Here is a 24,681-nt window from a genome sequence, read left to right on the forward strand (position 1 = left end):
TATGTGGCTCCGCTGCGCTCATCCCATCAGCACTCACTTCGCCGGCCGCACCTCGACCGTTCCCGTGCCCGTCCGCCCATAGCGCGAGGGATTGTACATGTCCTCGACATAGGCTTGCGGCAGCACGTATTTGCCGGGCGAGACCACGCGCACAATATAGGCGACGGTGAAGACCGACTTCGAATCCGAGGCGCGATCGACCGCCGCAGTGAAGCGGTCGTCGCGGAACTCGGTATCCTCGGGCTCCTCGCCGTCCTCGATCCAGTCCAGCGTGCCGCTGTCGCCCGACGACACCAGCTTCGGGTTGTCGATCTCAAGGCCTGCCGGCAGATAGTCGGACACCATGATGTGGCCGTACTCAGGCTTGGCCTCGGTGATCTTCAGTACCACCGCGAAGCGCTGGTTCTGCTTGACCTTGCTGATGTCGGCCGGCTTGCCGTCGAGCGTGAAGTAGTTGCGCTCGATCTTGAAGCCGTTGGATGCAGCCGGCTCCGGCGTCACCGGCGAGCCCGACACCGAGACCACCGCCTGCACCGGCGCATCGCCGGTATTGGTGATCTTCAGCGGCTTGCCCTCCAGCGTCGCGGCCTTATAGCTGCGGTACAGCGCGGTCTTGACCGGCTGACCGTCCACTTCCATGGACAGGTTCTCCTTGGCCAGCGCGCGCGCCGCCAGCACCAGCCATGCATTCTCCTGCGTGGAGGTGTAGGGCGTCAGCCCGCGCGCGGTCTCGACCCGCGACACCGCCTGCGTCAACGTCGCCTTCGGCGCGTTGCCTTCGCTGGCAAGCGACACCAAAGCCGCCGCATCGCGAAGCTGCGAGCCGTAGTCGGTACGGCCGAACTCCAGCACGGGCTTCGGCGCGAGGCTGTCGAGCGCGGCGCCGTACACGCGTTCGGCGCGGTTGCGATCGCCGACCAGAGCGAGCGCCGCCGCGAGCTGCGACTTCGCGATCGGGGTTGCGAGGTTGCTGAGCTTGGTGTCGGCGAGATAGCGGAGATCGCCGATCGGCGCTGCGCCGTTACGTGCGAGCACATAGAGGCCGTAAGCGAGATCGCGCCCGCCGTCCTTCTCCGGCTCGTTGCCGTTGACGACGGAGTTTCTGACACGGTCGAGCGCGTTCTTGAACAGGACGTCCGGCACCGCAAAACCCTTCTCACGGGCACGGGTCAGGAAGTCCGTCACGTAAGCGTCGAGCCAGGCGTCGTCGCCGCCGGCCGACCACAGGCCGAACGAGCCGTTCGAACCCTGACGCGCCAAGAGCCGCTCGATCGCGTCGCGGATGCGCTGATCGACCTCGGTGTCCATGGCCAGATGCGCACCGGCAGCAAGGTCGTTGACATAGAGCAACGGCATCGCGCGGCTCGTGATCTGCTCCGAGCAGCCATACGGATAACGGTCGAGCGCTTTCAGGATCGTCGCCGCATCGAGCGCGGTCGACAGGCTGGCCGAAACGGAGACGCTGCCGGTGCCCGGCACGAGGTCGGAGAACATGTCCGAGGTCAGCGTCAGGCTCTCGCCTTTCGCCAGCGTCCGGATCGACCGCCGTGCCAGGACCTGCGTCGCCGCCTTGACGTCGAACGCGTAATGGCGCGCCAGCGTCAGCCCGTTCGGCCCCCTGATGTCGACGTCCAGCGTCGCCTGCCCGGCCGCGGTCGCGTCGATCGCCAGCGCAAACGAATTGCGCTGCTTGGCGGCGAGCTTGACCGTGGTGGCGGGATTGCCCGTCATCTTCACCGGGCCGCCGGTCTTCACGTTGATGACGTAGTCGCCGGCCTGTCCCTCGACATTGTCGATCTCGAGGTTGACCGTGCCGTGGTCGCCATTGAGCAGGAAGCGCGGCAGGGTCGTGGTGAGCACGACGGGGTCGCGGATCACGACATCGGTGTTGGCGCGGCCAAGCTTGGTCGCGGTCCACGCCACCGCCATCACGCGCGCGGTGCCGGCGAACTCCGGAATGTCGAAGCTGACTTCCGCGCTGCCGTCGGAACCAACCGTGACAATGCCGGAATAGAGCGCCAGCGGCTTCTGCGCGGGCGGCGAACCCTGCAGCTCGGCAGCTCCAGCGTCACCACCGGACTTGATCTGGCCTCGCGTGCCGGACATGCCGTCGATGAGCTGCCCATAGAGGTCGCGGATCTCGGCGCTCAGGCGGCGCTGGCCGAGATAGTAATCGTCCGGCGCCGGCGGCTTGTAATTGGTGAGGTTGAGGATGCCGACATCGACCGCGGCGATGACGATCTTGGCGTCCTCGCCCGGATTGAGTCCGTCGAGCTTGACCGGGATCTTCAACGTTGCGTTGGGCCGGATCAGCGCCGGCGGCGACAGCTTGACCTGCAAGGTGCGGGCCTGCTTGTCGATGCCGAACCATTTCAGCCCGATCGCCCGGCCCGGCATGCGCTGGGCAGCGGCATCGAGCGGGCGGCGCAGCGTCGCCACCACGTAAGCACCTGTGCCCCAGTCCTTACCAACCGGGAGCTTCACCTGGGCAGTGCCTTCCTTGACGTCGATCGTCTGCGTCGTCAGCAGGCGGTCGCCGAGCACGTTGACGGTCAGCTTGCCGGCGCTGCGGACGTTGACCGACACCGTCATGGTGTCGCCGGAGGAATATTGCGGCTTGTCGATCGAGGTCTCCAGGAGGTCCGGCGTGTCGGCGCTGCCGTCGGAATACCAGCCGACGTCGAACTGCACCGAGGTCACCGGGCCATCGGCGTCGTTCGACTTCACATCGAGACGGTAGCGGCCGGGCTGGGGAGTGAGCGAAATCCGCGCCGGCTTGTCGGCCGTAACGGTCACATCACCGTCGGCAACGCGCGAGGTCGACTTGACCGGCTCGTACTCCCAGTAATTGTTCTGGCGATACCACTGGTAGCGCGACTCCATCTTCAGGAGCTCGTAGCGCAGGCCGTCGCGGCGCAACCTCTCGCCCTCGGGCGAGACGAACAGGACATCGAACTCGGCCTTGTCGCCCTCGGCGACGTTCTTGTCACCGAATAGCGGCTTGACGCCGATCAGGGCGGTCGCGGGCGCCACCGGCAGCACGATCTTGCGCTCGACGGCGCGGCCGCCGGTCTCCACCATGCGGACGAAGATCTGGGCTTCCTGCGGACGGGTCGAAGCCGGCTGCTTGTCCAGCGTCACCGGGAAGGTCGCAACGCCATTGGCGTCGGCCTCGGGCAGATTCTCAAGCGGCGTGCGCTCGTTGGAGGTGGTCTCCTCGTCGGCGACGCCGAACTGGTAGCCGGCAAAGCCCGGACGTTCGCTCGCGGTCGCGACCAGCATGTCGCCTTCAAGCTGCAGGCCGGACGCGGGCGCGCCATAGAGGAAATGGCCGTCCGCCTTAAGCTCCACTGGAGCGCTAGCCTTGATCAGCTTGTCCTTGGCGGACAAGTCGAATTCGATCCGATCAGGAACGTAGTCCTCGACCATGAAAGTGGTCTCACCGACCGAGGAGCCTTTCGGGTCGGTGAAGGCGCGCACCCGCCACGTCCCGGTCGGAACGGCCGAGTTGAGCGGCACGGACAGCGTACGGCCGCCGGCGCCCTGGTCGGCGAGCACGGCACGTCGGTATTCGACGCCATCAGGGCGCTCGATCACCAGCGTCAGCGGCCCGCCGCTGACGGCATTGCCCTGCCCGTCGCGCAACAGCGCGGTGAGATAGACGGTCTCGCTGGAGCGGTACACACCACGCTCGGCATAGACGAAGGCATCGGCGCCTGCAGGCACCACGCGGCCTGAGACGCCGCGATCGGACAAATCGAAGGCGGAGGACTTCAGGCTGAGGAAGGCATAATCGGCCTTCTCGCCCGTGACCGTCAGCATCGCCGGCGACAGGCCGCCCTCGCCGCGCGCAAGGCCCGCCTCGAACAGCACATGGCCGCTGTCGTCGGTCTTGCGCGTCGCCAGGATCTCGTTGTTGCGGGCAACGAGCCGCACCTCGGCCTTGCCGACCGGATCGGTCGAGGCCAGCGAGTTCACGAAGACGTGGATACCGTCATTGCCGGAATAGGCTGACACCCCGAGATCGGAGACGATGAACCATTGGGTGGCGAGCTGGTAATCGTCGTCCGAGCCCGGACCCTTGGCGGCGGCCGTCATCACGTAGACGCCCGGCTGAAGCTCGCCGAGCGCCTGGTCAACCGGAAAGGCCGTGGTGACGTCCTGGTTCAGCGTCATCGCGGTTGCGAGCTCGCCGGTCCAGACCTTCACGCCGCGCTCGCCGCCGAGATCGGAGAGCTGGTATTTCGACAGCGTCTTCTGGAAATCGCTGTCGACCACAGTGTTGATCAGATTGCGGTCGCCGATCCGGAACACGTTGATGTTGACCGCGGGCGTGTTGACGCTGACCACGGGAATGCCGCGCTGGCCGGTCCGCGGCAGCACATAGGCCCGGCTGGTGAAGCGCACGAACGGCTTGCGGTCGCGCACATAGACGTTGAACTCGGCCGATTTCGGCAGCCCCTCCTTCACGGTGGACGGCAGGCCGGCGCGCAGACTGATGTTGTAGCGCTCGCCGTGCTTCAGCCCGTCGACGCAGAGCTGCTTGCCTTCGGTCGACAGCGCCGGCTTGTCCTGGCCCGCCAGCGCCAGGAACGGCGCAAAGTCGGTGCGTTTTGCCAATTCCTCGGAGAACTGGAAGCAGGCGCGCGGGCTCGCCGAATCCGAGTCCACGGTATAGTCGAGCAGCCGGAAGCCGTGCTCGTCGCGCATCTTCTCATACTGGCCGCGGACGTCGGCGACCTCGCGCATGTCGAGCGACAGCCGCAGCGAATCCAGCGCCGGCCGCCACAGCTTGCGTTCCGACAACGACTTGCCGAGCACGGCGAGGGCGTCGGCCTCCTCGCCGGCATTGCCGGCGCGCTGGTAGGCGATGTAGGCCGCGGTCGAGGCGCGTTCCAGCAGGAAGGTCTGCTCGCTCGAGCTCTTCGGCGATATCTGGAAGATGACCTTGGCAAGCCGTAGCCAGTTGGCGGCGTCCTCCGGCGTGGTCGCGGCGATCTGGCCGAGCACCGACAGGCCGGTGCGATAATCATTGCGCCGGAAGGCGGCGTCCGCGTCGGTGCGCAGCGTCGCGTTGGACTTGGCGACCGGCCCGGCCTCGCTCTTGATCTGGGCCTCCAGCTTGATCGCGGAATCGGCGAGGTCGTCGCGCTTGAACGCCTTGTCCGCGGCATGCGCGGCGGCGAGGCCGAGCGCCAGCGTGGCGCAGAGTGTGACGGCGCGAACAAGACCGATCATGATGGACTCCCGGAAATCGCGGACAGCCGCCCGCGGGCAGCATGAAATGCGCGGAAAGGTGACGGACTCAAGGCGATGGAACCAAAGGTGCAATTCGTCGCATTCGCCATGGAAAGGCAAGCCCAGAGGAGACCGATCAAGATACCGCCGCTCACACCGTCCTGATGGCGCAGCGATACCCGACCCGTCGACCGGCGGCCACATCCCGGAAGCTGGCCAGCGTTCCCGGCGATGTGATCCATCGTCCAGTCCGCTGCCGCTCAACCCGGCACCCTGACATGCCACCGTCTCGCTTTGTCGCGGCTCTGAGGAAAACGGTTCGGTTCAGACTTGGCGAAAGACGATATTTTTCATATTTGGCATGGTAGATGAACCAGCCGGCCTCCAAACGGAGGCTGGCGCAGCGACGGTCCCATAGCTCAACTGGATAGAGTAGCGGATTTCTACTCCGCGGGTTGCAGGTTCGAGTCCTGCTGGGATCGCCAGTCTCATTTCGAAATCCACCGCCCTTCACGAACGCGTGGGTAACCATACGCGGGCCTTTGAACCGTGCCGATCAGCCCTATGTAAGCGGCGGGCGAATTGCGCCCGCGTTAAGGACTCCGATGCTTCCTGCCGAATGGACGAGAATGGCCATCGCATCTGCGGTGGCGATCGTCGCAATGTCGTTTTTGGCAATCGACGCAGGCGTTGTGAACACCAGTGTGGTCACCAGGCCCATCAAGGTGGCTCAAGCATCGATCATTGGCGCCGCCATGGGCCAGCATCACCTTTCCTTCGCCGTTCAGGAGTGGGCGCGTCCCAGCCGCGATAACAGCGAAAAGCCGGCCTTGGAGCACTGCCTGGCTATCGACTGATCGAGGCGCCCTCTTCCGCGCAAGCGACGACATTCATCCTCGGCCACCTGCCGACTGACGAACGTGCCACCATCGCGCAATCGCCGCGGTGAGATCATCCCAGACCTCCGTCGGCAAGTCCGAGACCGCCACCCGCACGCTGTATTGGTCCGTGGTCGCGTCGTGAAACCACTCGGTCGCGGCGAAGTCGAAACCGAAGCTGCCGGCATGGCGAATCGGGAGGCCCTCGGCGCGCAGTTCGTTGCTCATGTCCTCGGCGGCCTGCCGCGCGCTCGCCTCGTCGAGAGGGCTCCTGCCCCGCAAGGTGACATAGAGACCGTGGGCGAAATGGAGTTCGGCAGAGAGTGCCGGGAGTGTTGCAGCAAAATGGCGGGCCATGCTGCGGCCGTTGCGCAGGATCGCCGCAACACGCCTCTTTGTGAGGGCCCAGTAGACCGCGCTGCCGACAAAGGGCGGGAAGTGCGCCGGCAACGCCGCGCCGCCGAGCAATCGCACCGCGTTGCGGGTTTCGGCCGCGAGACGTGTCCATTCAGGCCGCCCTGCCCGCTGCTGGTCATTATTCCCCTGCACGAAAACCGCCGAGCCCAGGCGGCCATATTCCGCCCCGAGCGAATCGAGCTTGTTGTGGCTTCGCACCAGCACCAGTGGAATTCCGTATCGCCGGGCCCAGCTCAGGACGCGCCGGATCCGGCCCGAGCTGCCCGCGAAGCATGTCGTATCGAAAATCACGAGATCGAGACCCGAGCCGTCGCTTCGGATCGCCGCCTCAAAAGCGCCGGCGCGGGAGCAGGAATCCAAAAGCAGAATTTTCGGCGAATTCGCCGAAGCAAACGCATCACCCAACGGCGGCCTCAAAGCCACGAGCCGCAAATGAGGAACAAGGCCCCGGATCAGCTCCAGCGTCTCGCCATAGGAGCCGGGAAGCACCAGCAAATCAGCCTTCTCGACGATTTGCGCGGAGGCCAGCAGGACGGCGGAGATCGCAGCCATGCCCGAGGCAGTATAGATCGCCGCGCTCATGCAGCCGCATTCGAACTCATAGAAGGAAGGACCGCGCACCGTAAGATCGGCCCGCTGGTAATCGTAACTGAACTTGAAGGGCCCGCTGACGGGATCGGCGCTGTGCGACCAAGCTGTTTCCGTTGCCTTCCACTCGTGCAGCTCGTGCTCTGCCCTGAGCGCCGCAGTGATCTGGAATTTGGACCTGACGACCTCGTCGACCGATCGCGGACGCGTCAGATCGAGCCGATGGCTCAGGCAGTCATTCAACAGCCCGAGTTCCCTGTGCTTCCGTTCCAGATAGGCCTGAATAGTCTCCATGCGCGTCTTGGGCAGATCCGATCGGACGTCAACGTGCGGAAATCGCCTTGGGTCCAACGCACGCCTGCTGCAACGAACAACGATCCTGGCCGTTGAGACGGTGCAAGGAGGACAACATGTCTGAGATCAGAGAGCACATGAAAATCATCGGCAAGGACGGCGCACATGTCGGCACCGTCGACCGCGTCGAGGGCAATCGCATCAAGCTGACGCGGAAGGACAGCCCGGAAGGTCACAAGGACCATCATCACTACATCGACATGAAATATGTCGGCGCCGTCGAAGGCGATGTCGTCAAGCTTTCAATGAACGCCGACGCCGTACCGAAGACGGAAGCCGCCTGAACATTGAGCCCCCTGAACATTGAGCCCCTTCGGGGGCTTTTTGTTTGTTCACGATCCGACTCCGCTTCGTTCCAAAAGCACGAATCGTAATCGTAATGTCGGCGCGGCGCATTTCTTAACGTCGCGTTTCGTCGGATCGATCACGTCGCCATTCACGTATCCATGGGCACGAGCGTCGGCCGCAGCAGGTAGGCGTCGATCGCAGCGTTCGACAACAACAGCCTGCGGCGCTCTCCTCGCAGCATCAACCGATCGATCCTGTTCAGGATGAAGCGAGCGGAGTCCTCGTGTTCGCCTGTGAGCAAGCCGGATCGGTCGAGATATTTCCAGGCAATGTCGAAGGACTGTGCGCGTAACTCGGGGTCGGTCATGGACGGCCAACGTCCGCGGGGAACGGAGGTTCCTGTTCGAGCGCGAGCGAGGCGGGTCGCCTTGCGCAATGCCAGGCGTATCGAACACGGCACAACAAAATGAGCAGCGGCATGGAACGAGATCACGACCGGCACGTTGGATGGCTTGAAATCAAGTGGTGCCGACCTGCCAGCCCCGGTCGGCTTTGAAGGGCCCCGTGCTTGTCCCCCGAGCACGGGGCTTTCTCATGCAGATCAGCCGGCCGGCCGAGTTCGGCCCGTCATCGTCTGACGCGAAATTCCCCTAAGAATGCCCGCAGTCCGCCCGCTCATCGCGCCGGTCGCGGGCCAGCTCGTGCCAGGCCAGAGCCAATTGGATCAGCCTTTGCCGGTCGGCACCTTCCGATGCCGCGGCCCGCTTCATCGCGGCCTCCGCTTCGTGCTGTGGGTCGTACTTGGTATACATGCGACCGACTCTAGCCGGCCATCTGGACAAGCCCATGGCAATTTCGTCCGTATGATTGCGGGGTAACGTCCGCGTCTCCCGGACCGAGGCAAACGCTCGGGCACGATTGCCTCACTGCACGCATGCGCTGATTGCGAAGCCATTCGGCTGGGCATCATCCAGGCGATCTGTGAATTGTGTCACAGTCCGCGACCTGTATCTCGGTTAAACCATGTTTCGACGCTCCAGCAGCACGCGGAGGCATCGATGGTATTTCCCGTCATGACACAAGAAGCAGCAGCTCCGGCCAACGTCCCGACGCGACGACAAAGGACCGACCTGCTCGGCATCGCCTATCTCGGGACCATCGGCATCGTGATGCTGGCCTGGATCGCCGGCCTGGTCTGGGGCGCAATTGCGTTCTTCAACTGGCTCGTGTGACGCAGGGCGATCCGTCGCGTTGGCGAGCAAGGCTCGCGGCCGGCTTCGTTCGCTAGAACAGGCAGTGCAGCATCTGCCCCAGCTTGATCCCGCCGCAAACGATCATGGCCCAAAGCGCCAAGCTGATCTGGATTGCATCCAGCATGTCCCACGTCCCCGCGAATCGTTTTCCCAACGTTTTTTCTTTTGAGAATCGCGTGAAGCGGCACCGGGCGCCAGTGCTATTTTGAGGCAGTTGTTGTGCGCCGCCGAACGTCGCGCCGACATACCCATCGAGACAATCGGTTGACGGCACCAGAACAAAAAGAGGCGGGCTTTCGCTCGCCTCTTTCAGGTCAGGATGCGACCAGTGCCTTAGCGGCACGCTCGCGGATCGGTCGCCACGTACTGCCCGTCCGGATAGCGGTAGTAGCAATTGCCCTGCGCCCAGTAGTAGCCCGGCTGGGATGCGGCGGTGGCACCGGCGATGGCTCCGGTCGCGCCGCCGAGGACCGCGCCCGCGGCAGCCCCTGTTGCGTTGCCCGAGATCAGTCCGCCCAGCACGCCGCCGACGATGGCGCCGCCAAGTGCGCTCGCGCCGGGATCAGCCGGCGGCGGCGGAGGTGGCGGTGCATAGGCGACCGGAGGCGGCGGCGGGGCATAGGCCACCGGCACGTCGTCGTAATATTCCTCGGAGATGTAGGCCGGCGGGCCGGCCATCCGCTGCGGATAATAATACCAGACGCCGCCAACGTCCCACCACCAGCCGGAGCGGCCGTTGTGGACTTCGTGGCGCCAGCGCCCGCCATCCCAGGAGCGATTGCCACGATAGGCATGTCCGCCCCAGTCGCGCGTCGGAGCGGGACCACGGGCGACATAGCGTCCCGGCGGCGGGCCGCCGGCGCTGTGCTGGCCGGGACCAGCATGGGGCTGGCCACCGGGCTGCGGCGCGGGTCGGGCCGCCTGCTGCGGCGGCGGGCCCCTGCGCATGTTCTGACTGTCCGGAGCCGGTGCTCCTGCGCCCGGGCGGGCCGGAGGCTGGCCGGCATCCCTCGACGGCCCCGCGTCCCTGGACGGCCTGGCGTCCTGGGCCTGTGCCGAAAGCGCGAGCAACGACATGGCCGAAACCAAGGAAATGATGATCTTCATGCGGCTGGACGCACTCATGCGTGCTTGACCCCTACTCTTTCGATTGCTCTCGCAATTGCCGTGGTGCCTGGCGCGATAGACGATTCGGATCGCGCTCGGCTTGATGCCGGCTGACATAGCTGACCTGCTTTGTTCGGCTAAGTCGCGTTACAAATGATTAAGATCACGGCAATTTTTCGGCTCGACGGGCCGCGCTGGAGCGCTTCTAGCGGGCCGGCTCGATCACGTTGCAATTGCTCCGCCCGGACATCAGGCAGTCCTGCATCTTGCTGGCCGCGGTAAGGTCCCGCGCGAGCCACCAGCCGACACCGAGGATCAGGATCGCGATGATCAAGCCGGCGATCGCGCCGCGGCGGTTATCGCCGGATCGAGGCTTCAGCCGGGATTTCGGCTTCTCGCCCGGTTCGGGCTTGGACTCGAGCTTGGACGTGGACATGGCTACCTACCGTGCGGGCGCCGGCTTACCACCTCTGCGACGTCCCGTCACATCCCGATCGGTCCAGCTCGTCAGGTTCAGCCTCGGGTCGCCCGGATCGCATCCTTGCGCGAGGTTTCGACCGCCGGGATCGCCTGCTGGAGCCGCGGTGCACAGGTCGTGAGCACGAACGCGGTCTGGGTGCATTCCCAGTCGGCCCCCAGGACGGCGCTCTCGATGGGCTGGGGACGAGCGAGCAGCAGCGCGGCGCCGGCCACGGTTATCAGAGCCAAGGCGATTGCCAGCGCCTTCTGGCGGAAGCGGAAGATCGTCATGCCCGTGCTCCGTCTCGTATCGGGGCGGACGCTAGGCGTCGCCCCTCGTGCTCCCTTATGAGGGACATCACAATTCGGCAGTTTTTCCGGGCTACGAGATCGTCGGGGCGACGATTTTTCGTCTACCTGATCGGCTGCGATTATGGGTGGCTTCGCGACGCGCGCCGATGTACACGCTTCTGCGTCGCGTGGCGCCCGCTATGCCCAGCCGACGTACCAACACGCAGTGATGTAGGGCTGAAAGTGAGGAAGACAAGGTTCGTTCGATGAGTGGATTCAGGGAACCAGGCTTCTCCGACCGACAAAAGGCGGCGCAGGAAGCACGCAAAAATCTTTTGAACAAATTCAAGTCGCAACCGGGTCATGACGATCCGGCGGTCGCGGCACGACGCGCCGAGCGCGAGGCCCTCGCGGCCAAGCGCGCCGAGACAAAGGCAGCGCGCGAGGCCGAAAAGGCCGAGCAGAAGCGTATCGCCGAAGAAGCCGCAGCCGCGGAGGCAGCCCGGATCGCCCGCGAGGCGGAGGAGGCGGTCGCCAAGCAGGCTGAAGTCGAGGCCGAGCAGAAGGCCAAGCGCGACGCCCGCTACGCCGCCCGCAAGGCCAAGCGCAAGTAGCATTCACGGTCGCGTTCAACTGAATTTGAACTGACTATCCGGGGCGGTCCACGTGACCGCCCCTGGATTTTCGACGCACGTCCGTCTGCTGCGGACCACAGTCGAAGATCAGTTCTTCTTCATCATCCCGTCGTCCTTCTTCATCCCGTCCTTCGACATGTGATCCTTCTTCATGCCGTCGTCCTTGGACATGTTGTCCTTCTTCATCATGCCGTCCTTGGACATCGTGTCCTTTTTCATCATGCCGTCATCCTTGCCCATCTTGTCCTGAGCAAAGGCGGCCGGCGCGAGCGCGAGGCCGAGCGAGAGAGCGGCAGCGGAGACGCCGAGCACGATACGGGTGCGAATGGTCATGGATCATCTTCCCTTCGAGATGGTGTTTGTCAGCGACGGACGCCGCTATTCAATCTCGACGGAAGCGAGTCCCGCATTGTTACCCCGCCGCCGATAAATTTTTGACGAGCCCGCTGCGATCCGACGTTCGGGGGAGTCCAGAGCCTGCGGCGGTAAGAGGATGTGTGCAGCGCAGCACGGCCACCCCCTTGCCGTGGCATTCGGTCTCGAACTATCAGATGAGAGAATATCGGGTGAAAGACCGGCTAGGATGGGCCTACGTGCCGGTCACATGACCCGCCCAAATCACGCCAACAAGAACCGTTCGAAGAAACGTTCAAAGGGATCACACCATGCTCACGCGCCGCCATCTGCTCGCGACCGCGGTCGCCGCACCCGCCATTCTCCGCTTCGGCACCGGCACCGCGCAGGCCGCGACCACGCTGAAAATCTCGCACCAGTTCCCGGGCGGCACCATCGACAAAGGTGATTTCCGGGACCGGCTCTGCCGCATGTTCGCTGCCGAAGTCAGTAAGCGCAGCAACGGCGACATCGCCGCCGAGATCTATCCGAACTCTTCGCTGATCAAGACCAACGCGCAGTTCTCCGCGATGCGCAAGGGCGCGCTCGACATCAGCCTCTACCCGATGCCGTACGCTGGCGGTGAGCTGCCGGAGACCAATATCGGCCTGATGCCCGGCCTCGTGACCACCTACGACCAGGGCCTGCGCTGGAAGAAGGAGCCGGTCGGCAAGGCGCTGACCGACTTCCTCGCCGACAAGGGCATCATCCTGCTCTCCTGGGTCTGGCAGGCCGGCGGAGTCGCCAGCCGCTCCAAGCCGATCGTCGCGCCGGAAGACGCCAAGGGCCTGAAGGTGCGCGGCGGCTCGCGCGAGATGGACATGGTGCTCCAGACCGCCGGCGCCTCGGTGCTGTCGGTGCCCTCGAACGAAATCTACGCGGCGATGCAGACCGGCGCCTGCGATGCCGGCATCACCTCCTCGACCAGCCTGATCTCGTTCCGTCTGGAAGAGGTCGCCAAGTCCCTGACCTCGGGCGCAGGTGCCTCCTACTGGTTCATGCTCGAGCCGCTGATGATGTCGAAGGCGATCTTCGACAAGCTGCCGAAGAACCAGCAGGACATCCTGCTCGCGGTCGGCACCGAGCTCGAGGCCTTCGGCCGCAAGGGCGCGCAGGACGACGACGTCGAGGTCGCCAAGGTCTACGAGAAGGCCGGCGCCAAGGTCTCGGTGCTCGACGCCGCGACCGTCGGCAAGTGGCGTGACATCGCCCGCGACACCGCCTGGAAGGACTACAGCGCCAAGACCGCGACCTCGGCGAACCTGCTCAAGCTCGCCACCGACGTCGCCGCATGAGCCACGGTCCGCTTCCGGATCGTGACGATCAAACCAGCGCGGCCGCAAGGACAGGCCTTGCGGCAGCGATCGATCGTGGTCTCGCCATCCTCAACAGCATCATCGTGGTGTTCGCCGCGATCGCGCTGGTCGCGGCCTGCGCCATCCTGAGCTACAGCGTGCTCAGCCGCGCCTTGTTCAAGGCCGCCAATTACTGGCAGGACGAGGCCGCCGTGTTCCTGCTGGTCGGCGCGACCTTCATGACGGCCGCCTACGTGCAGCAGAACCGCGGCCATATCGGCATCGAGGCCTTTGTCGGCCTGCTCTCGCCGCTCGCGAACCGGATCAGGCTCTGGCTGGTCGATGCCGCCACGTTTCTGTTCTGCGCCTTCTTCACCTGGAAGTCCTGGACACTGGCCCACGAGGCCTATGTCGACGGCCAGGTCTCGAACTCGATGTGGTCGCCGCCGCTCGCCATTCCCTATTCGCTGATGGCGTTCGGCATGAGCCTGCTCTGCATCCAGATCCTCGTGCAGCTTGCGCTGCCGTTTACCGGAGCCAAGCGGCCATGAGCGTGTTCGGTATCGGCGTTGCCTACGGTGTTGCGACGCTGCTCGTGATGTTCTCGGGCATGCCCATTGCGTTCGCGCTCGGCGCGGTCGCGGTCGTGTTCATGGGCATCTACATGCCGGCGGCGTCCCTCGATACGGTGACGCAAAACGTCTATGAGGAAATGGCCTCGATCACGCTGTTGTCGATCCCGCTCTTCATCCTGAAGGGCGCCGCGATCGGCAAGTCGCGCGCCGGCCAGGATCTCTATTCGGCCCTGCATGCCTGGCTGCATCGCGTTCCCGGTGGGCTCGGCGTTGCCAACGTGTTCGCATGCGCGCTGTTCGCGGCGATGGCGGGCTCCTCGCCTGCGACCTGCTCGGCGATCGGCTCGGCCGGCATTCCCGAGATGCGCAAGCGCGGCTATTCCGGCGGCTTTGCCGCAGGGATCATCGCTGCCGGCGGCACGCTCGGCATCCTGCTGCCGCCCTCGATCACCATGATCCTGTTCGCGGTCGCAGCCGAAAAATCGCTCGGACGGCTCTTCCTCGCCGGCATCGGCCCCGGCCTGCTGCTGGTCTCGCTGTTCGGCGCCTACGCCGTGATCCGCTTCCGCCAGGAATATGCCGCCGCAGAAGCGATCTACAAGAACGGCGGCCCGGAAGCAGCGATCCTCGCCCGCGACGAATACACGCTCGCCGAACGCTTCAGCGTGCTGCCGCGCGTGATCCCGTTCGTGCTGCTGCTCACCGGCGTGATGATCGCGCTCTATGGCGGCTACGCCACGCCGTCAGAGACCGCCGGCCTCGGCGGCCTGCTGGCACTGGCGCTGATCGCGGCGATCTACAGCGTGTGGCGGCCGAGCGACCTTGCGCCCATCATGAAGTCGACGATCCGGGAATCGACCATGCTGATGATGATCATCGGCATGTCGCTGCTCTATTCCTACGTGATGAGCTATCTGCACATCTCGCAATCGGTCGCCGAATCCATCGTCGCGATGCACCTGCCGCGCTGGGAGCTGCTGTTCGCGATCCTCGTCATGGTCGTCGTGCTCGGCTTCTTCCTGCCGCCGGTCTCGATCATCCTGATGACGGCACCGATCATCCTGCCGCCGCTCCGTGCCGCCAACTTCGACATCATCTGGTTCGGCGTGGTCATGACCATCGTGATGGAGATGGGGCTGATCCATCCGCCCGTCGGCCTCAACATCTTCGTCATCCGCAACGTCGCGCCGGACATCCCCTTGCGCGAGGTGATCTGGGGCACGCTACCCTTCGTGCTGCTGATGATGCTGGCAGTGCTGCTGCTGTGCTTCTTCCCGGCGATTTCGACCGGGCTGCCGGATCTGGTGATGGGGCCGGACGGGAGCAGGTAACGGCGTCACAGGTGCCGTAGGGTGGGCAAAGCGCAGCGTGCCCACCACCTGTCGATGATCACGGAGACATGGTGGGCACGGCGCGATGCGCCTTTGCCCACCCTACGCGTGCAGCGATTACGGCTCGGTCTTCCGCCGCACCTTCGGCGCGACCACGCTACCGGCCACCACCTGCAACAGATCTTTGCGCACGGCTTCGATGTGCCGCTCCAGGAAGCGGCAGGCCTCCTCGACCTTCTGCGCGCGGCAGAGCGCGATCATATGGGCGTGCTCCTTTTCGGCCGTCCCCATCGCTTTGGTGTTGGAGAGCTGCAGCCGCGTGTAGCGGTCGCTGGTCTGGAGCAGCGACAGCACGATTGCGCGCGTGCGCGGCTGCGGGGCGTGAACATAGAGCGCCATGTGGAAGTCGGCGTTGAGCTGGCCCCATTCGCTGACATTGCGCGCCTTGATCGCCTTCTCGAAACTCTTGTGGATGTCGTCGAGCCCGTCGAAATCGTCAGCAGTGAAATGCGGCGCCGACTGCGCCAGGAGGCGCGGCTCCAGAATGCGCCGCAGATCGAAGACGTCGTTGATCTCGTCCAGTGACAGCTCGGAGACGATGGCGCCCTTCTGCGGAACAATCCGCACCAGGCCTTCGGCCTCGAGCTGAAACAGCGCCTCGCGCACCGGGATGCGGCTGACGCCATAGGCCTCGCCAAGGGCATCCTGCCGCAACTGCGATCCGGCCGGATAGGTACCGTCGAGGATCGCCTGCCTGAGCTGGTCGACGATCGCGGCCGACAGGGTGCGATGCTTCAGAGGCTGTTTCATCTGACCTTCTGTTGTCCTTCCCGACTCGTCCGGCCGAAGCGGTCTCTCTCTTGCATGTCGGGCGCTCCAGCAAAAGCCGGGTGCCCCGCAAAGCGGCGTGCCCAGCAAAAGCGCGGCCTGCCGCCGAAATGACCCCAATCTCCGTTTGACACCCAAATTGTATAAATTATACATTTGTCGATAGCACGACAATTTTCGGGGTGTGGGGCCTCTTTCATGATCGAGCAGACGATCCCGGCCAACCGCGCGTTCAGCGTTCGACGGATGGTCATTCGCGCCTCCAGCGCCCTGCTCGCCGTGGAGCGCCTTGCGCTGATGGGCCTGATGTACGTGCTGACCGGCCTGATCCTGGTGAACGTCGTCACCCGCTACGCGCGCTTTCCGATCTACTGGATCGACGAATCCGCTGTTTATTGCGTGGTCTGGCTGACCTTCATCGGCGCCTCCGCGATGACGCGCCTGCGGCTCGACTTCGCGGTGACCATGCTGACGGAACGTCTTTCGCCGCAGCACCAGAAGATCGCGAAGGTGATCTCGACCGGCCTCGTCGTCGTGTTCGGTGCCGCCCTGATCGTCACCTGCATGCTCTGGATGGATCCGGTTGGCCTCGCCCGCGCCGGCTTCGACGGGCGCAAGCTCGCGGCCGAAACCTTCAACTTCCTCTACACCGAGCACACGCAGACGCTGAACTGGCCGACCTGGGTGCTCTACCTGACGCTGCCGATCTTCGCGGTGTCGATGACCGTTCACGGCCTCGCCAATTTGCTGGAAGATCTCGGGCTGGTGCCGCGCGTGCCGCCAAAGGGCTTCCAGCTCTCCGAGCTCGACGGGGTCAACTGATGATCACGTCAGCGGCCTTTATGGTTTTCATGCTGGTCGGCGTGCCGATCGGCCTCTGCCTGTGCCTCGCCGGGCTCGTCTACATCGCGGCATCCGGCAATCCCGTGCTATTCCAGTCCTATCCGCTGCAGCTGTTCGGCGGCGTCGACAGCTACGGCCTGATCGCCATCCCGCTCTTCATCCTGATCGGCGAGATCATGAACGGCGGCGGCATCACACGGCGCATCGTCGACATGGCGATGGCCTTCGTCGGCTCGCTCAAAGGCGGGCTCGCCTACGTCAACATCCTCGCCAACATGTTCATCTCCTCGATCCTGGGATCGGCGACCGCACAGGTCGCGATCATGGCCCAGATCATGGTGCCGGAGATGGAGAAGAAGGGTTACGACAAGACGTTTGCGGCGGGACTGACCGCCTATGGCGGCATGCTCGGACCGATCATACCGCCCTCGGTGATGTTCGTCGTCTACAGCGTGCTCGCGCAGGTCTCGGTCAGCGACATGCTGATCGCCGGCATCGTGCCGGGCGTCATCCTCACCGTGATGTTCTGCCTCGTCATCGCGCTGATGGGCTATGTCTACAACTATCCGCGTGCGGATTATCAGACACCGCGCCAGCGCGTCATGACGATCCTGCGGACGTCGCCGACGCTGCTGATCCCGGTCGTCATCGTCGGCACGATTCTGAGCGGCCTTGCCAATGCGACGGAATCCGCCGCCGTCGGCGCGGTGGCTGCCGCACTCGTCGGAAAATACTGGACCAGGGAGTTCGAGTTCTCGCAGCTGCCGCAGATGATGCTGCGCAGCGCGATCTACTCGGCGATCGTGCTGTTCCTGGTCGCGGCCGCCGCCGTGTTCTCCTGGGTCCTGATCTTCGGCAAGGTGCCGCAGGAGACGGCTGCCTGGATCCAGACGGCTGCCAAAGACCCGGTCAGCTTCATGCTGATCTGCAACGTCATCTTGCTGGTGATCGGCACGGTCATCGACGGCATTCCCGGCCTGATCATGACGGTGCCGATCCTGCTGCCTGTTGCAACCGAGGTCTATCACATCGATCCCCGGCATTTCGGCGTCGTGGTGGTCATCAATCTCGTGCTCGGCCTGCTGTCGCCGCCGGTCGGGCTCTGCTTCTTCGTCGCGGCCGCCGTCACCGGCGCCAAGCCCGGCAAGATGTTCATGGTGACGCTGCCCTTCTTCGTCATCTCCTGCGTCCTCCTCGTGCTGCTCTCGCTCTATCCGTCGCTCTCGCTGATCCTCATCAAATAGGCCCGTTCAAAAGGAAGCCCGACCATGCCGCTTACACGCCGCCGCTTTCTCGCCGCCAGTGCCGCCACATCGGTGTTCGCACCGTCATTGGCGCTCGCCCAGACCAAGGAATTCCGCCTCGGCCTGATCACGCCGAACGGCCATTCCTGGAATAAGGCCGCGCTCAAATTCGGCGACGATCTCAAGGCCGCAACCAACGGCCGCCTGACCTTGACCGTGTTCCATTCCGGCCAGCTCGGCAACGAGCCCGCGATGATGCAGCAATTGCAGTCCGGAGCGCTCGACATGGGCTTCATCCAGGCCGCCGAGCTCGGCTCGCGCGTGCCGCACATCGCCGCGATCAACGCGCCCTACATCGTGCGCTCGACGCCGGCGGTGGCGAAATTCGTGCGGCATCCGGCGGCCGTCAAACTGTTCGACGTGCTGCCGCAGGAAACCGGCACCATCGGCCTCGGCTGGGGCATCACCGGCATGCGCGCGGTGTTCTCGTCGAAGGATTTGACGACGCTCGCCGACATCAAGGGCATGAAGCTGCGCATCAACCCGACGCCGGTCTATCGCGACTTCTACTCGTCCCTCGGCGCTGCGCCGACGCCGATCCCCACGCCACAGGTGTTCGACGCCATGGCCAACGGCCAGGTCGACGGCCTCGAGGCCGATCTCGAATTCTCCTGGAATCAGCGTTTCGACAAGGTCTCCAAGGTGATCCTGCAGATGAATGCCGTCTTCATGCCGATGGCGGCCGTCGTCTCCGGACGGGTCTGGCAGTCGCTCCCTGCTGCCGACCGCGAGCTGATCGCCAAGACGGTCAAGGCGACGCTGGATGCGCAGATCGACGAACTCGCCGGCAACGAGCCCGCGCTGATCGAGAATTTCAAGAACGCGCCGATCCCGATCCGCCAGGTCCCCGCCGGCGACACCGAAGCCGTCATTGCCGAGTTCGACAAGATCTGGCTGCCCAAGGCACCGGTTCTCGCCGAGCTGCGCAAGGTCGGCGCGACGCTCTGATCCCACCCGTCAGCCTCTTCACCACGCCCGGCGGATCCAGCCCCCCGCCGTCAATCTTACTTGGAGTCAAATCAATGAGCCGCCGCGTTTCCTGGGAAGGCGTCTTCCCGGCCGTCACCACGCAATTCCACGACGATCTCTCGCTCGACATCGCTGCAACCGCGAAGGTGATGGACGGTCTGATCCGCGACGGCGTCTCCGGACTGATCGTCTGCGGCTCGGTCGGCGAGAACACCTCGCTGGAGCGCAAGGAGAAGGTCGCGATCATGGAGACGGCCAAGTCGGTCGCCGCCGGCCGCGTGCCCGTATTGTGCGGCATCGCCGAATTCACCACGGCGTTTGCGGTCGAGACGGCGAAGGAAGCCGCGCGCGTCGGCATCGACGGCGTGATGGTGATGCCGGCGCTGGTCTATTCGTCCAAGCCGCACGAGACTGCCGCGCATTTCCGCGCCGTTGCCTCCGCGACCGACCTGCCCGTGATGCTCTACAACAATCCGCCGATCTACAAGAACGACGTCACCCCGGACATTCTCGCCACGCTCGCCGACGTCGAGACCGTAGTCTGCTTCAAGGATTCGTCCGGAGACACGCGGCGCTTCATCGATACCCGCAACATGGTCGGCGACCGCTTCGTGCTGTTCGCAGGCCTCGACGACGTCATCGTCGAGAGTATCGCCATGGGCGCCGTGGGCTGGGTCTCCGGCATGTCGAACGCCTTCCCGCGCGAGGGCGAGACGCTGTTTCGCCTCGCCAAGGCCGGCCGCCTCGCCGAGGCGATGCCGATCTACGAATGGTTCATGCCGCTCTTGCACCTCGATGCGCGCCCCGATCTCGTCCAGTGCATCAAGCTGTGCGAGCACATCATGGGCCGTGGTACCGCGCTGACCCGCCCGCCGCGCCTCGCGCTGCTGCCGCAGGAGAAGGCCGAGGTCGAGGCGATGATGGCCAAGGCGCTGAAGAGCCGGCCGCGTCTGCCGGATGTGGGGCTGAAGGCGGCCTGACGGGAGGTCTCGTAGGGTGGGCAAAGCGAAGCGTGCCCACCACCTGTCTCAACAATCGAAAGATGGTGGGCACGGCGCTTCGCGCCTTTGCCCACCCTACGGAGCTGAAGTCGCCGCCCGCTTCTTCTTCGCATTCAGTGCGGACGCGACCCGGCTCACCGGCGCCTTGCCCAGCACGCCGCTCATCTCGTTGGTCGCTGCCAGCAGCTTCTCCATGTCGACGCCGGTCCTGACACCCATGCCCTCGAGCATGTAGATGACGTCCTCGGTCGCGACGTTGCCGGTGGCGCCCGGCGCGTAGGGGCAGCCGCCGAGGCCGCCGGCCGCGGCGTCGATGACGCGGACGCCCTCCTCCAGGCCGGCATAGAGATTGGCGAGCGCCTGGCCGTAAGTGTCGTGGAAATGCATTGCAAGCTTGGCGGCGGGAATGTTGGCGGCAACCGCGCGCAGCATCTCCTTGGCCTTATCAGGCGTGCCGACGCCGATGGTGTCGCCGAGCGAGATCTCGTAGCAGCCGAGCTCCGACAACTCGCTCGCAAGATCGGCGACGGCCTTCGGCTTGATCTCACCGTCGAACGGACAGCCCAGCACGCAGGAGATATAGCCGCGCACCCTGACGCCGTCAGCCTTGGCACGAGCCAGCACCGGCCTGAACCGCTCAATGGACTCCGCAACGGTGCAATTGATGTTGGCGCGCGAAAAGCCCTCGGACGCCGCCGCGAACACCGAGACCACTTTCGCGCCCGCGGCGCGCGCGGCGTCATAGCCCTTCTCGTTGGGCACCAGCACGTGGAATTCGGCGCCCTTGATGCCGCTCACGCCGCGCAGCACGGCATCCGAGCTTGCCATTTGCGGGATCGCCTTGGGTGAGACGAACGCCCCGACCTCGACCGTATCGAGGCCGGCCGCGACCAGCGCCTCGACGAAGGCGATACGGGCTTCGACGCTGATGGGCGTCTTCTCGTTCTGGAGGCCGTCTCGCGGCCCCATTTCGATGATGCGGACGGGGTCGCTCATGTCACTCTCCCGCAGGATCGACCACCGCGAGTTCGACGCCCTCCTGCACGATGTCGCCGACCTTGCACTTGATGGACTTCAAGACGCCGGCATAGGGCGCGCGCAGCGTCTGCTCCATCTTCATCACTTCCAGCGTCAGGATCGGCGCCCCCTTCTCGAGCTTGGCCCCCTCCTCGGCCAGCACGGCGACGACGGTGCCCGGCAGCGGCGCTGCGATCTTGTCCTCGCCGGTCTGCTCTTCGGTCTCACCGCCGAACGGATCGACCCAATGCAGGTCGAAGCGGCCGTTGCGCGTGCGCAAGTAAAGCTCATGGCCGGCGATGACTGCGGCGACCGAGGATTTGACGCCATCAAGCGTCAGGTCGAAGCCGCCGTCGCGTGGCGTGATCGCGAACGCCAATTCGCGTTCGCCGATGACAAGCGTGGACGGGCCGCTGCCGTAGTTCAGCACGATCTTCTGCTCGGGGCCGTGACCGACGCGAAAGGCAAAGCTGCGCTGCCGGCGGCCGACCGGCTGCCAGCCAAAGGTTTGCCATGGCGAATTCGCCTCCGCTTGGGCAGCCCGCTGCTCGTCGCTGATGATAGCGGCCACTGCGGCGCAGAGCTCGAGCTCACCCGGCGCCGGCGCGGCCTGTGTCAGCACCGCCAGCTCACGCTCGATGAAGCCGGTATCGATCGCATTCGTCCGCACCTTCGGATGCGTCATCAGCGCCGACAGGAACGGGATGTTGCTGACGATGCCGCGGACATCGGACTCTTCCAACCCGCGGTTCAGCCGTTCGATCGCGACATCCCGCGTCGGCGCCCATGCGATCATTTTTGCGAGCATGGCGTCATAGTAAGGCGAGACGCTATCGCCCTCGCGGTAGCCGGCGTCGATGCGTAGGCCACCGGTCTCGGCGGGTAGCCGCCAGGTCGAGATCCGCCCGACTGACGGCATGAAGTTCTTGGTCGGATTCTCCGCGTAGACGCGCGCCTCGACGGCGTGGCCGTTGAGCTTGATCTCGTCCTGCTTCAGCGGCAGCGCCTCGCCGAAGGCGACGCGCAGCTGCCATTCGACGAGGTCGATCCCGGTGATCAGCTCGGTCACGGGATGCTCGACCTGCAGGCGCGTGTTCATCTCGATGAAGAACACGTCCTTGCCGTCGGAGACGAACTCGATGGTGCCGGCACCGACATAGTTCACCGCTCCGGCCGCCTTTCGCGCGGCGGCACAGACTGCCTCGCGCTGGGCGGGATTGAGCGTCGGCGACGGCGCCTCCTCGATCACCTTCTGGTGCCGGCGCTGCAGCGTGCATTCGCGCTCGAACAGCGACAGCAGATTGCCATGGCTGTCGCCAATGATCTGCACTTCGATATGCCGGGGATTATCGACATACTTTTCGATCAGCATGCGATCGTCGCCGAACGCGGCCTTGGCCTCGCGCTTGGCGCTGACGATCGCAGGCGCAAGCTCGTCGGCCGAGCGCACGATGCGCATGCCGCGGCCGCCGCCGCCGGCGGACGCCTTCACCAGGATGGGAAAGCCGATCTTGTCGGCCGCCTTCGAAAGCGTCGCCTCGTCCTGGGCTTCGCCGTGATAGCCGGGCACCAGCGGCACGCCGGCCTTCTCCATCAGCTCTTTCGAGCCGGACTTCGAGCCCATCGCCGTCATCATCCCGGCGGTCGGACCGACGAACACCAGCCCTGCATCGAAGCAGGCCCGTGCGAATTCGGCATTCTCCGACAGGAAGCCGTAGCCGGGATGCACGGCCTCGGCGCCGGTCTTGCGCGCGGCCTCGATCAGCCGCTCGACATTGAGATAGCTGTCGCGGGCCCGCGCCGGCCCGAGCAGCACGGCCTCGTCGGCGAGCGCGACATGCATCGCGTCGCGGTCGGCCTCAGAATAGACCGCGACCGTGCGCAGCCCCATGGCACGCGCGGTGCGGATGACGCGGCAGGCGATCTCGCCGCGGTTGGCGATCAGGAGCGTGCGAAAACGACGGTAGAGCTTTGAGTGGTCCATCGCATCACATCCTGAACAGGCCGAATTTCGTCGGCTCGATCGGCGCATTCGACGCCGCCGAGAGGCCAAGGCCGAGCACCAGCCGGGTGTCGGCGGGGTCGATCACGCCGTCGTCCCACAGCCGCGCGGTCGCGTAGTACGGGTGTCCCTGGCTCTCGTATTGTGCGCGGATGGGCTCGCGGAATTTGTCTTCCTCTTCCTTCGACCAGCTATCGCCCTTGGCCTCGATATTGTCGCGCCGGACCTGGCTCAGCACCATCGAGGCCTGCTCGCCGCCCATCACCGAGATGCGCGCGTTCGGCCACATCCAGAGAAAGCGCGGCGAGTAGGCGCGGCCGCACATGCCGTAATTGCCGGCGCCATAGGAGCCGCCGATCACGACGGTGAATTTCGGCACCGATGCCGTCGCAACCGCGGTCACGAGCTTGGCGCCGTCGCGCGCGATGCCGCCGGCCTCGTATTTCTTGCCGACCATGAAGCCCGTGATGTTCTGCAGGAACACCAGGGGAATGCCGCGCTGGCAGCACAGCTCGATGAAATGGGCGCCCTTCAGTGAACTCTCACTGAAGAGAATGCCGTTGTTGGCGATGATGCCGACCGGATAGCCCCAGATATGGGCGAAGCCGCAGACCAGCGTCGTGCCGTAGAGCTTCTTGAACTCGTCGAACTCGGAGCCATCCACGACGCGGGCGATGATGTCGCGCACGTCGAACGGCTTTCTGCCGTCGACCGGCACCACGCCGTAGATCTCCTCGGCCGCGAACAGCGGATCGCGCGGCTTGTGCATGTTGAGGTTCGGCCGCATCGACGGCTTCAGCGTGCCGACGATGCGCCGCGCGATGCCGATCGCATGGGCATCGTTCTGGGCATAGTGATCCGTGACGCCCGACTGGCGCGAATGCACGTCGGCGCCGCCGAGCTCCTCGGCGCTGACGACCTCGCCGGTCGCGGCCTTCACCAGCGGCGGGCCGCCGAGAAAGATGGTGCCTTGATTGCGCACGATGATGCTCTCGTCCGACATCGCGGGGACATAGGCACCGCCGGCGGTGCAGGAGCCCATCACGATGGCGATCTGCGGAATGCCCTGGGACGACATCTGCGCCTGGTTATAGAAGATGCGGCCGAAATGCCGCTCGTCCGGGAAGATCTCGTCCTGCAGCGGCAGGAAGGCGCCGCCGGAATCGACCATGTAGACGCAGGGCAGATTGTTCTGCCGCGCCACGTCCTGCGCGCGCAGATGCTTCTTCACCGTCATGGGGTAGTAAGTGCCGCCCTTGATGGTGGCGTCGTTGGCGACGATCATGCATTCGCGCCCCGAAATACGACCCACCCCCGTCACGACGCTCGCCGAATGCACGTCGCCGCCATAGAGGCCATAGGCCGCGAGCGGCGACAGCTCCAGAAACGAGGTGCCGGGATCGACCAGCAGGTCGACGCGCTCGCGTGCCAGCATCTTGCCGCGCGAGGTGTGGCGGTTGCGCGAGGCCTCGCCGCCGCCGCCAGCGACTTGGGCGAGCTTTTCGCGCAAGTCGGCGACAAGCGTGCGCATGGCTTCTGCATTGCGCGAAAAGTCTGATGAAGATGGATCGATGCTGGAATGGAGCGGCATGTTGATTCCAATGAGGTGAAGGTT

Annotated in this window: 24 protein-coding genes and 1 tRNA gene; 12 read left to right on the forward strand and 13 right to left on the reverse strand. The window is 64.9% G+C overall.

Going from position 1 to position 24,681, the window contains the following annotated elements; all coding sequences use genetic code 11:
• Positions 1-33: 33 nt before the first annotated feature.
• Positions 34-5,238: an alpha-2-macroglobulin family protein gene (locus XI03_RS00425; RefSeq protein WP_271590996.1), complete on the reverse strand. Its 5,205-nt coding sequence runs from the start codon at positions 5,236-5,238 to the stop codon at positions 34-36.
• Positions 5,239-5,646: 408 nt separating this feature from the next.
• Here XI03_RS00425 and XI03_RS00430 point away from each other — a divergent pair.
• Positions 5,647-5,723, forward strand: a tRNA-Arg gene (locus XI03_RS00430).
• A gap of 144 nt (positions 5,724-5,867) precedes the next feature.
• Positions 5,868-6,095 carry a hypothetical protein gene (locus tag XI03_RS00435; RefSeq protein ID WP_157158010.1) on the forward strand — a complete coding sequence of 76 codons (228 nt, stop codon included), beginning with the start codon at positions 5,868-5,870 and terminating at the stop codon, positions 6,093-6,095.
• Positions 6,096-6,128: 33 nt separating this feature from the next.
• Here the strand turns inward: XI03_RS00435 and XI03_RS00440 are convergent, their stop codons facing one another.
• Positions 6,129-7,415, reverse strand: coding sequence for a hypothetical protein (locus tag XI03_RS00440; protein ID WP_271590997.1), 1,287 nt, complete (start codon positions 7,413-7,415; stop codon positions 6,129-6,131).
• Between the two features lie 116 nt (positions 7,416-7,531).
• On the opposite strand from XI03_RS00440, the gene XI03_RS00445 reads away from it, so the two are divergent.
• A complete protein-coding gene (locus XI03_RS00445; RefSeq protein ID WP_028144728.1) occupies positions 7,532-7,759 on the forward strand; it encodes a DUF2171 domain-containing protein in 228 nt (75 codons plus the stop codon).
• 152 nt (positions 7,760-7,911) lie between these two features.
• On the opposite strand, the gene XI03_RS00450 is transcribed toward XI03_RS00445, so the two are convergent.
• Positions 7,912-8,130 carry a hypothetical protein gene (locus XI03_RS00450; RefSeq protein WP_028144729.1) on the reverse strand — a complete coding sequence of 73 codons (219 nt, stop codon included), beginning with the start codon at positions 8,128-8,130 and terminating at the stop codon, positions 7,912-7,914.
• 283 nt (positions 8,131-8,413) lie between these two features.
• A complete protein-coding gene (locus XI03_RS00455; protein WP_162832224.1) occupies positions 8,414-8,575 on the reverse strand; it encodes a hypothetical protein in 162 nt (53 codons plus the stop codon).
• Between the two features lie 246 nt (positions 8,576-8,821).
• Here XI03_RS00455 and XI03_RS00460 point away from each other — a divergent pair, with 246 nt between their 5' ends.
• Positions 8,822-8,995: a hypothetical protein gene (locus XI03_RS00460; RefSeq protein WP_271591010.1), complete on the forward strand. Its 174-nt coding sequence runs from the start codon at positions 8,822-8,824 to the stop codon at positions 8,993-8,995.
• Positions 8,996-9,047: 52 nt separating this feature from the next.
• Here XI03_RS00460 and XI03_RS00465 read toward each other — a convergent pair whose 3' ends face one another.
• The 4 genes from XI03_RS00465 to XI03_RS00480 all read right to left on the reverse strand — a co-directional run bounded on the left by XI03_RS00465 (position 9,048) and on the right by XI03_RS00480 (position 10,873).
• Positions 9,048-9,359 carry a hypothetical protein gene (locus XI03_RS00465; protein ID WP_271590998.1) on the reverse strand — a complete coding sequence of 104 codons (312 nt, stop codon included), beginning with the start codon at positions 9,357-9,359 and terminating at the stop codon, positions 9,048-9,050.
• Positions 9,350-10,141 (reverse strand): hypothetical protein, encoded by a 792-nt coding sequence (locus XI03_RS00470; RefSeq protein ID WP_028144731.1) that lies wholly within the window; start codon positions 10,139-10,141, stop codon positions 9,350-9,352. Before XI03_RS00470 ends, XI03_RS00465 begins: the two co-directional genes overlap by 10 nt.
• A gap of 187 nt (positions 10,142-10,328) precedes the next feature.
• Positions 10,329-10,559, reverse strand: coding sequence for a hypothetical protein (locus XI03_RS00475; protein ID WP_271590999.1), 231 nt, complete (start codon positions 10,557-10,559; stop codon positions 10,329-10,331).
• A gap of 77 nt (positions 10,560-10,636) precedes the next feature.
• Positions 10,637-10,873 (reverse strand): hypothetical protein, encoded by a 237-nt coding sequence (locus XI03_RS00480; RefSeq protein WP_271591000.1) that lies wholly within the window; start codon positions 10,871-10,873, stop codon positions 10,637-10,639.
• A 266-nt stretch (positions 10,874-11,139) separates the two neighbouring features.
• Here XI03_RS00480 and XI03_RS00485 point away from each other — a divergent pair, with 266 nt between their 5' ends.
• The gene (locus tag XI03_RS00485) at positions 11,140-11,487 is read left to right on the forward strand and encodes a DUF6481 family protein (protein WP_028144734.1); all 348 of its coding nucleotides are present in this window, start codon (positions 11,140-11,142) and stop codon (positions 11,485-11,487) included.
• Positions 11,488-11,595: 108 nt separating this feature from the next.
• On the opposite strand, the gene XI03_RS00490 is transcribed toward XI03_RS00485, so the two are convergent.
• Positions 11,596-11,841, reverse strand: a complete 246-nt coding sequence (locus XI03_RS00490; RefSeq protein WP_271591001.1) for a pentapeptide MXKDX repeat protein — start codon at positions 11,839-11,841, stop codon at positions 11,596-11,598.
• 332 nt (positions 11,842-12,173) lie between these two features.
• On the opposite strand from XI03_RS00490, the gene XI03_RS00495 reads away from it, so the two are divergent.
• The 3 genes from XI03_RS00495 to XI03_RS00505 are packed head-to-tail and all read left to right on the forward strand — an operon-like array spanning position 12,174 to position 15,102.
• A complete protein-coding gene (locus tag XI03_RS00495; protein ID WP_028144735.1) occupies positions 12,174-13,196 on the forward strand; it encodes a TRAP transporter substrate-binding protein in 1,023 nt (340 codons plus the stop codon).
• Positions 13,193-13,747: a TRAP transporter small permease gene (locus tag XI03_RS00500; RefSeq protein ID WP_038946715.1), complete on the forward strand. Its 555-nt coding sequence runs from the start codon at positions 13,193-13,195 to the stop codon at positions 13,745-13,747. Before XI03_RS00495 ends, XI03_RS00500 begins: the two co-directional genes overlap by 4 nt.
• The gene (locus XI03_RS00505) at positions 13,744-15,102 is read left to right on the forward strand and encodes a TRAP transporter large permease (RefSeq protein WP_018323135.1); all 1,359 of its coding nucleotides are present in this window, start codon (positions 13,744-13,746) and stop codon (positions 15,100-15,102) included. Before XI03_RS00500 ends, XI03_RS00505 begins: the two co-directional genes overlap by 4 nt.
• Positions 15,103-15,219: 117 nt before the next feature.
• On the opposite strand, the gene XI03_RS00510 is transcribed toward XI03_RS00505, so the two are convergent.
• Positions 15,220-15,912 (reverse strand): GntR family transcriptional regulator, encoded by a 693-nt coding sequence (locus tag XI03_RS00510; protein WP_028144737.1) that lies wholly within the window; start codon positions 15,910-15,912, stop codon positions 15,220-15,222.
• 216 nt (positions 15,913-16,128) lie between these two features.
• Between XI03_RS00510 and XI03_RS00515 the strand changes: the two genes are divergently transcribed.
• From XI03_RS00515 to XI03_RS00530, 4 genes are all read left to right on the forward strand, one after another.
• On the forward strand, positions 16,129-16,752 hold the full coding sequence (locus XI03_RS00515) for a TRAP transporter small permease (protein WP_038946713.1): 624 nt from the start codon (positions 16,129-16,131) through the stop codon (positions 16,750-16,752).
• A complete protein-coding gene (locus tag XI03_RS00520; protein ID WP_028144739.1) occupies positions 16,752-18,017 on the forward strand; it encodes a TRAP transporter large permease in 1,266 nt (421 codons plus the stop codon). Before XI03_RS00515 ends, XI03_RS00520 begins: the two co-directional genes overlap by 1 nt.
• Positions 18,018-18,041: 24 nt before the next feature.
• Complete coding sequence (locus XI03_RS00525; protein WP_028144740.1) at positions 18,042-19,025, forward strand: TRAP transporter substrate-binding protein; 984 nt, start codon at positions 18,042-18,044, stop codon at positions 19,023-19,025.
• Positions 19,026-19,099: 74 nt separating this feature from the next.
• The gene (locus tag XI03_RS00530) at positions 19,100-20,026 is read left to right on the forward strand and encodes a dihydrodipicolinate synthase family protein (protein ID WP_271591002.1); all 927 of its coding nucleotides are present in this window, start codon (positions 19,100-19,102) and stop codon (positions 20,024-20,026) included.
• A 96-nt stretch (positions 20,027-20,122) separates the two neighbouring features.
• On the opposite strand, the gene XI03_RS00535 is transcribed toward XI03_RS00530, so the two are convergent.
• From XI03_RS00535 to XI03_RS00545, 3 genes are read right to left on the reverse strand one after another with little or no spacing between them, the layout of a single operon-like run.
• Complete coding sequence (locus XI03_RS00535) at positions 20,123-21,043, reverse strand: hydroxymethylglutaryl-CoA lyase (protein WP_271591003.1); 921 nt, start codon at positions 21,041-21,043, stop codon at positions 20,123-20,125.
• A gap of 1 nt (position 21,044) precedes the next feature.
• Positions 21,045-23,048: an acetyl/propionyl/methylcrotonyl-CoA carboxylase subunit alpha gene (locus XI03_RS00540; RefSeq protein ID WP_161966454.1), complete on the reverse strand. Its 2,004-nt coding sequence runs from the start codon at positions 23,046-23,048 to the stop codon at positions 21,045-21,047.
• A 4-nt stretch (positions 23,049-23,052) separates the two neighbouring features.
• Positions 23,053-24,657: a carboxyl transferase domain-containing protein gene (locus XI03_RS00545; protein ID WP_271591004.1), complete on the reverse strand. Its 1,605-nt coding sequence runs from the start codon at positions 24,655-24,657 to the stop codon at positions 23,053-23,055.
• Positions 24,658-24,681: the final 24 nt, after the last annotated feature.

This window comes from Bradyrhizobium sp. CCBAU 65884 (assembly GCF_028128835.1).
Taxonomy (GTDB): Bacteria; Pseudomonadota; Alphaproteobacteria; order Rhizobiales; family Xanthobacteraceae; genus Bradyrhizobium; species Bradyrhizobium ottawaense.

Excerpts from the sequence above, each read along its gene's own strand:
- XI03_RS00515 (WP_038946713.1), top strand. The coding sequence starts at position 16,129 with ATGATCGAGCAGACGATCCCGGCCAACCGCGCGTTCAGCGTTCGACGG.
- XI03_RS00480 (WP_271591000.1), bottom strand. The coding sequence starts at position 10,873 with ATGACGATCTTCCGCTTCCGCCAGAAGGCGCTGGCAATCGCCTTGGCT.
- XI03_RS00545 (WP_271591004.1), bottom strand. The coding sequence starts at position 24,657 with ATGCCGCTCCATTCCAGCATCGATCCATCTTCATCAGACTTTTCGCGC.
- XI03_RS00525 (WP_028144740.1), top strand. The coding sequence starts at position 18,042 with ATGCCGCTTACACGCCGCCGCTTTCTCGCCGCCAGTGCCGCCACATCG.
- XI03_RS00485 (WP_028144734.1), top strand. The coding sequence starts at position 11,140 with ATGAGTGGATTCAGGGAACCAGGCTTCTCCGACCGACAAAAGGCGGCG.
- XI03_RS00510 (WP_028144737.1), bottom strand. The coding sequence starts at position 15,912 with ATGAAACAGCCTCTGAAGCATCGCACCCTGTCGGCCGCGATCGTCGAC.
- XI03_RS00455 (WP_162832224.1), bottom strand. The coding sequence starts at position 8,575 with ATGTATACCAAGTACGACCCACAGCACGAAGCGGAGGCCGCGATGAAG.
- XI03_RS00445 (WP_028144728.1), top strand. The coding sequence starts at position 7,532 with ATGTCTGAGATCAGAGAGCACATGAAAATCATCGGCAAGGACGGCGCA.
- XI03_RS00460 (WP_271591010.1), top strand. The coding sequence starts at position 8,822 with ATGGTATTTCCCGTCATGACACAAGAAGCAGCAGCTCCGGCCAACGTC.
- XI03_RS00540 (WP_161966454.1), bottom strand. The coding sequence starts at position 23,048 with ATGGACCACTCAAAGCTCTACCGTCGTTTTCGCACGCTCCTGATCGCC.
- XI03_RS00450 (WP_028144729.1), bottom strand. The coding sequence starts at position 8,130 with ATGACCGACCCCGAGTTACGCGCACAGTCCTTCGACATTGCCTGGAAA.
- XI03_RS00495 (WP_028144735.1), top strand. The coding sequence starts at position 12,174 with ATGCTCACGCGCCGCCATCTGCTCGCGACCGCGGTCGCCGCACCCGCC.
- XI03_RS00500 (WP_038946715.1), top strand. The coding sequence starts at position 13,193 with ATGAGCCACGGTCCGCTTCCGGATCGTGACGATCAAACCAGCGCGGCC.
- XI03_RS00490 (WP_271591001.1), bottom strand. The coding sequence starts at position 11,841 with ATGACCATTCGCACCCGTATCGTGCTCGGCGTCTCCGCTGCCGCTCTC.
- XI03_RS00470 (WP_028144731.1), bottom strand. The coding sequence starts at position 10,141 with ATGAGTGCGTCCAGCCGCATGAAGATCATCATTTCCTTGGTTTCGGCC.
- XI03_RS00440 (WP_271590997.1), bottom strand. The coding sequence starts at position 7,415 with ATGGAGACTATTCAGGCCTATCTGGAACGGAAGCACAGGGAACTCGGG.
- XI03_RS00530 (WP_271591002.1), top strand. The coding sequence starts at position 19,100 with ATGAGCCGCCGCGTTTCCTGGGAAGGCGTCTTCCCGGCCGTCACCACG.
- XI03_RS00535 (WP_271591003.1), bottom strand. The coding sequence starts at position 21,043 with ATGAGCGACCCCGTCCGCATCATCGAAATGGGGCCGCGAGACGGCCTC.
- XI03_RS00475 (WP_271590999.1), bottom strand. The coding sequence starts at position 10,559 with ATGTCCACGTCCAAGCTCGAGTCCAAGCCCGAACCGGGCGAGAAGCCG.
- XI03_RS00505 (WP_018323135.1), top strand. The coding sequence starts at position 13,744 with ATGAGCGTGTTCGGTATCGGCGTTGCCTACGGTGTTGCGACGCTGCTC.
- XI03_RS00425 (WP_271590996.1), bottom strand. The coding sequence starts at position 5,238 with ATGATCGGTCTTGTTCGCGCCGTCACACTCTGCGCCACGCTGGCGCTC.
- XI03_RS00435 (WP_157158010.1), top strand. The coding sequence starts at position 5,868 with ATGGCCATCGCATCTGCGGTGGCGATCGTCGCAATGTCGTTTTTGGCA.
- XI03_RS00520 (WP_028144739.1), top strand. The coding sequence starts at position 16,752 with ATGATCACGTCAGCGGCCTTTATGGTTTTCATGCTGGTCGGCGTGCCG.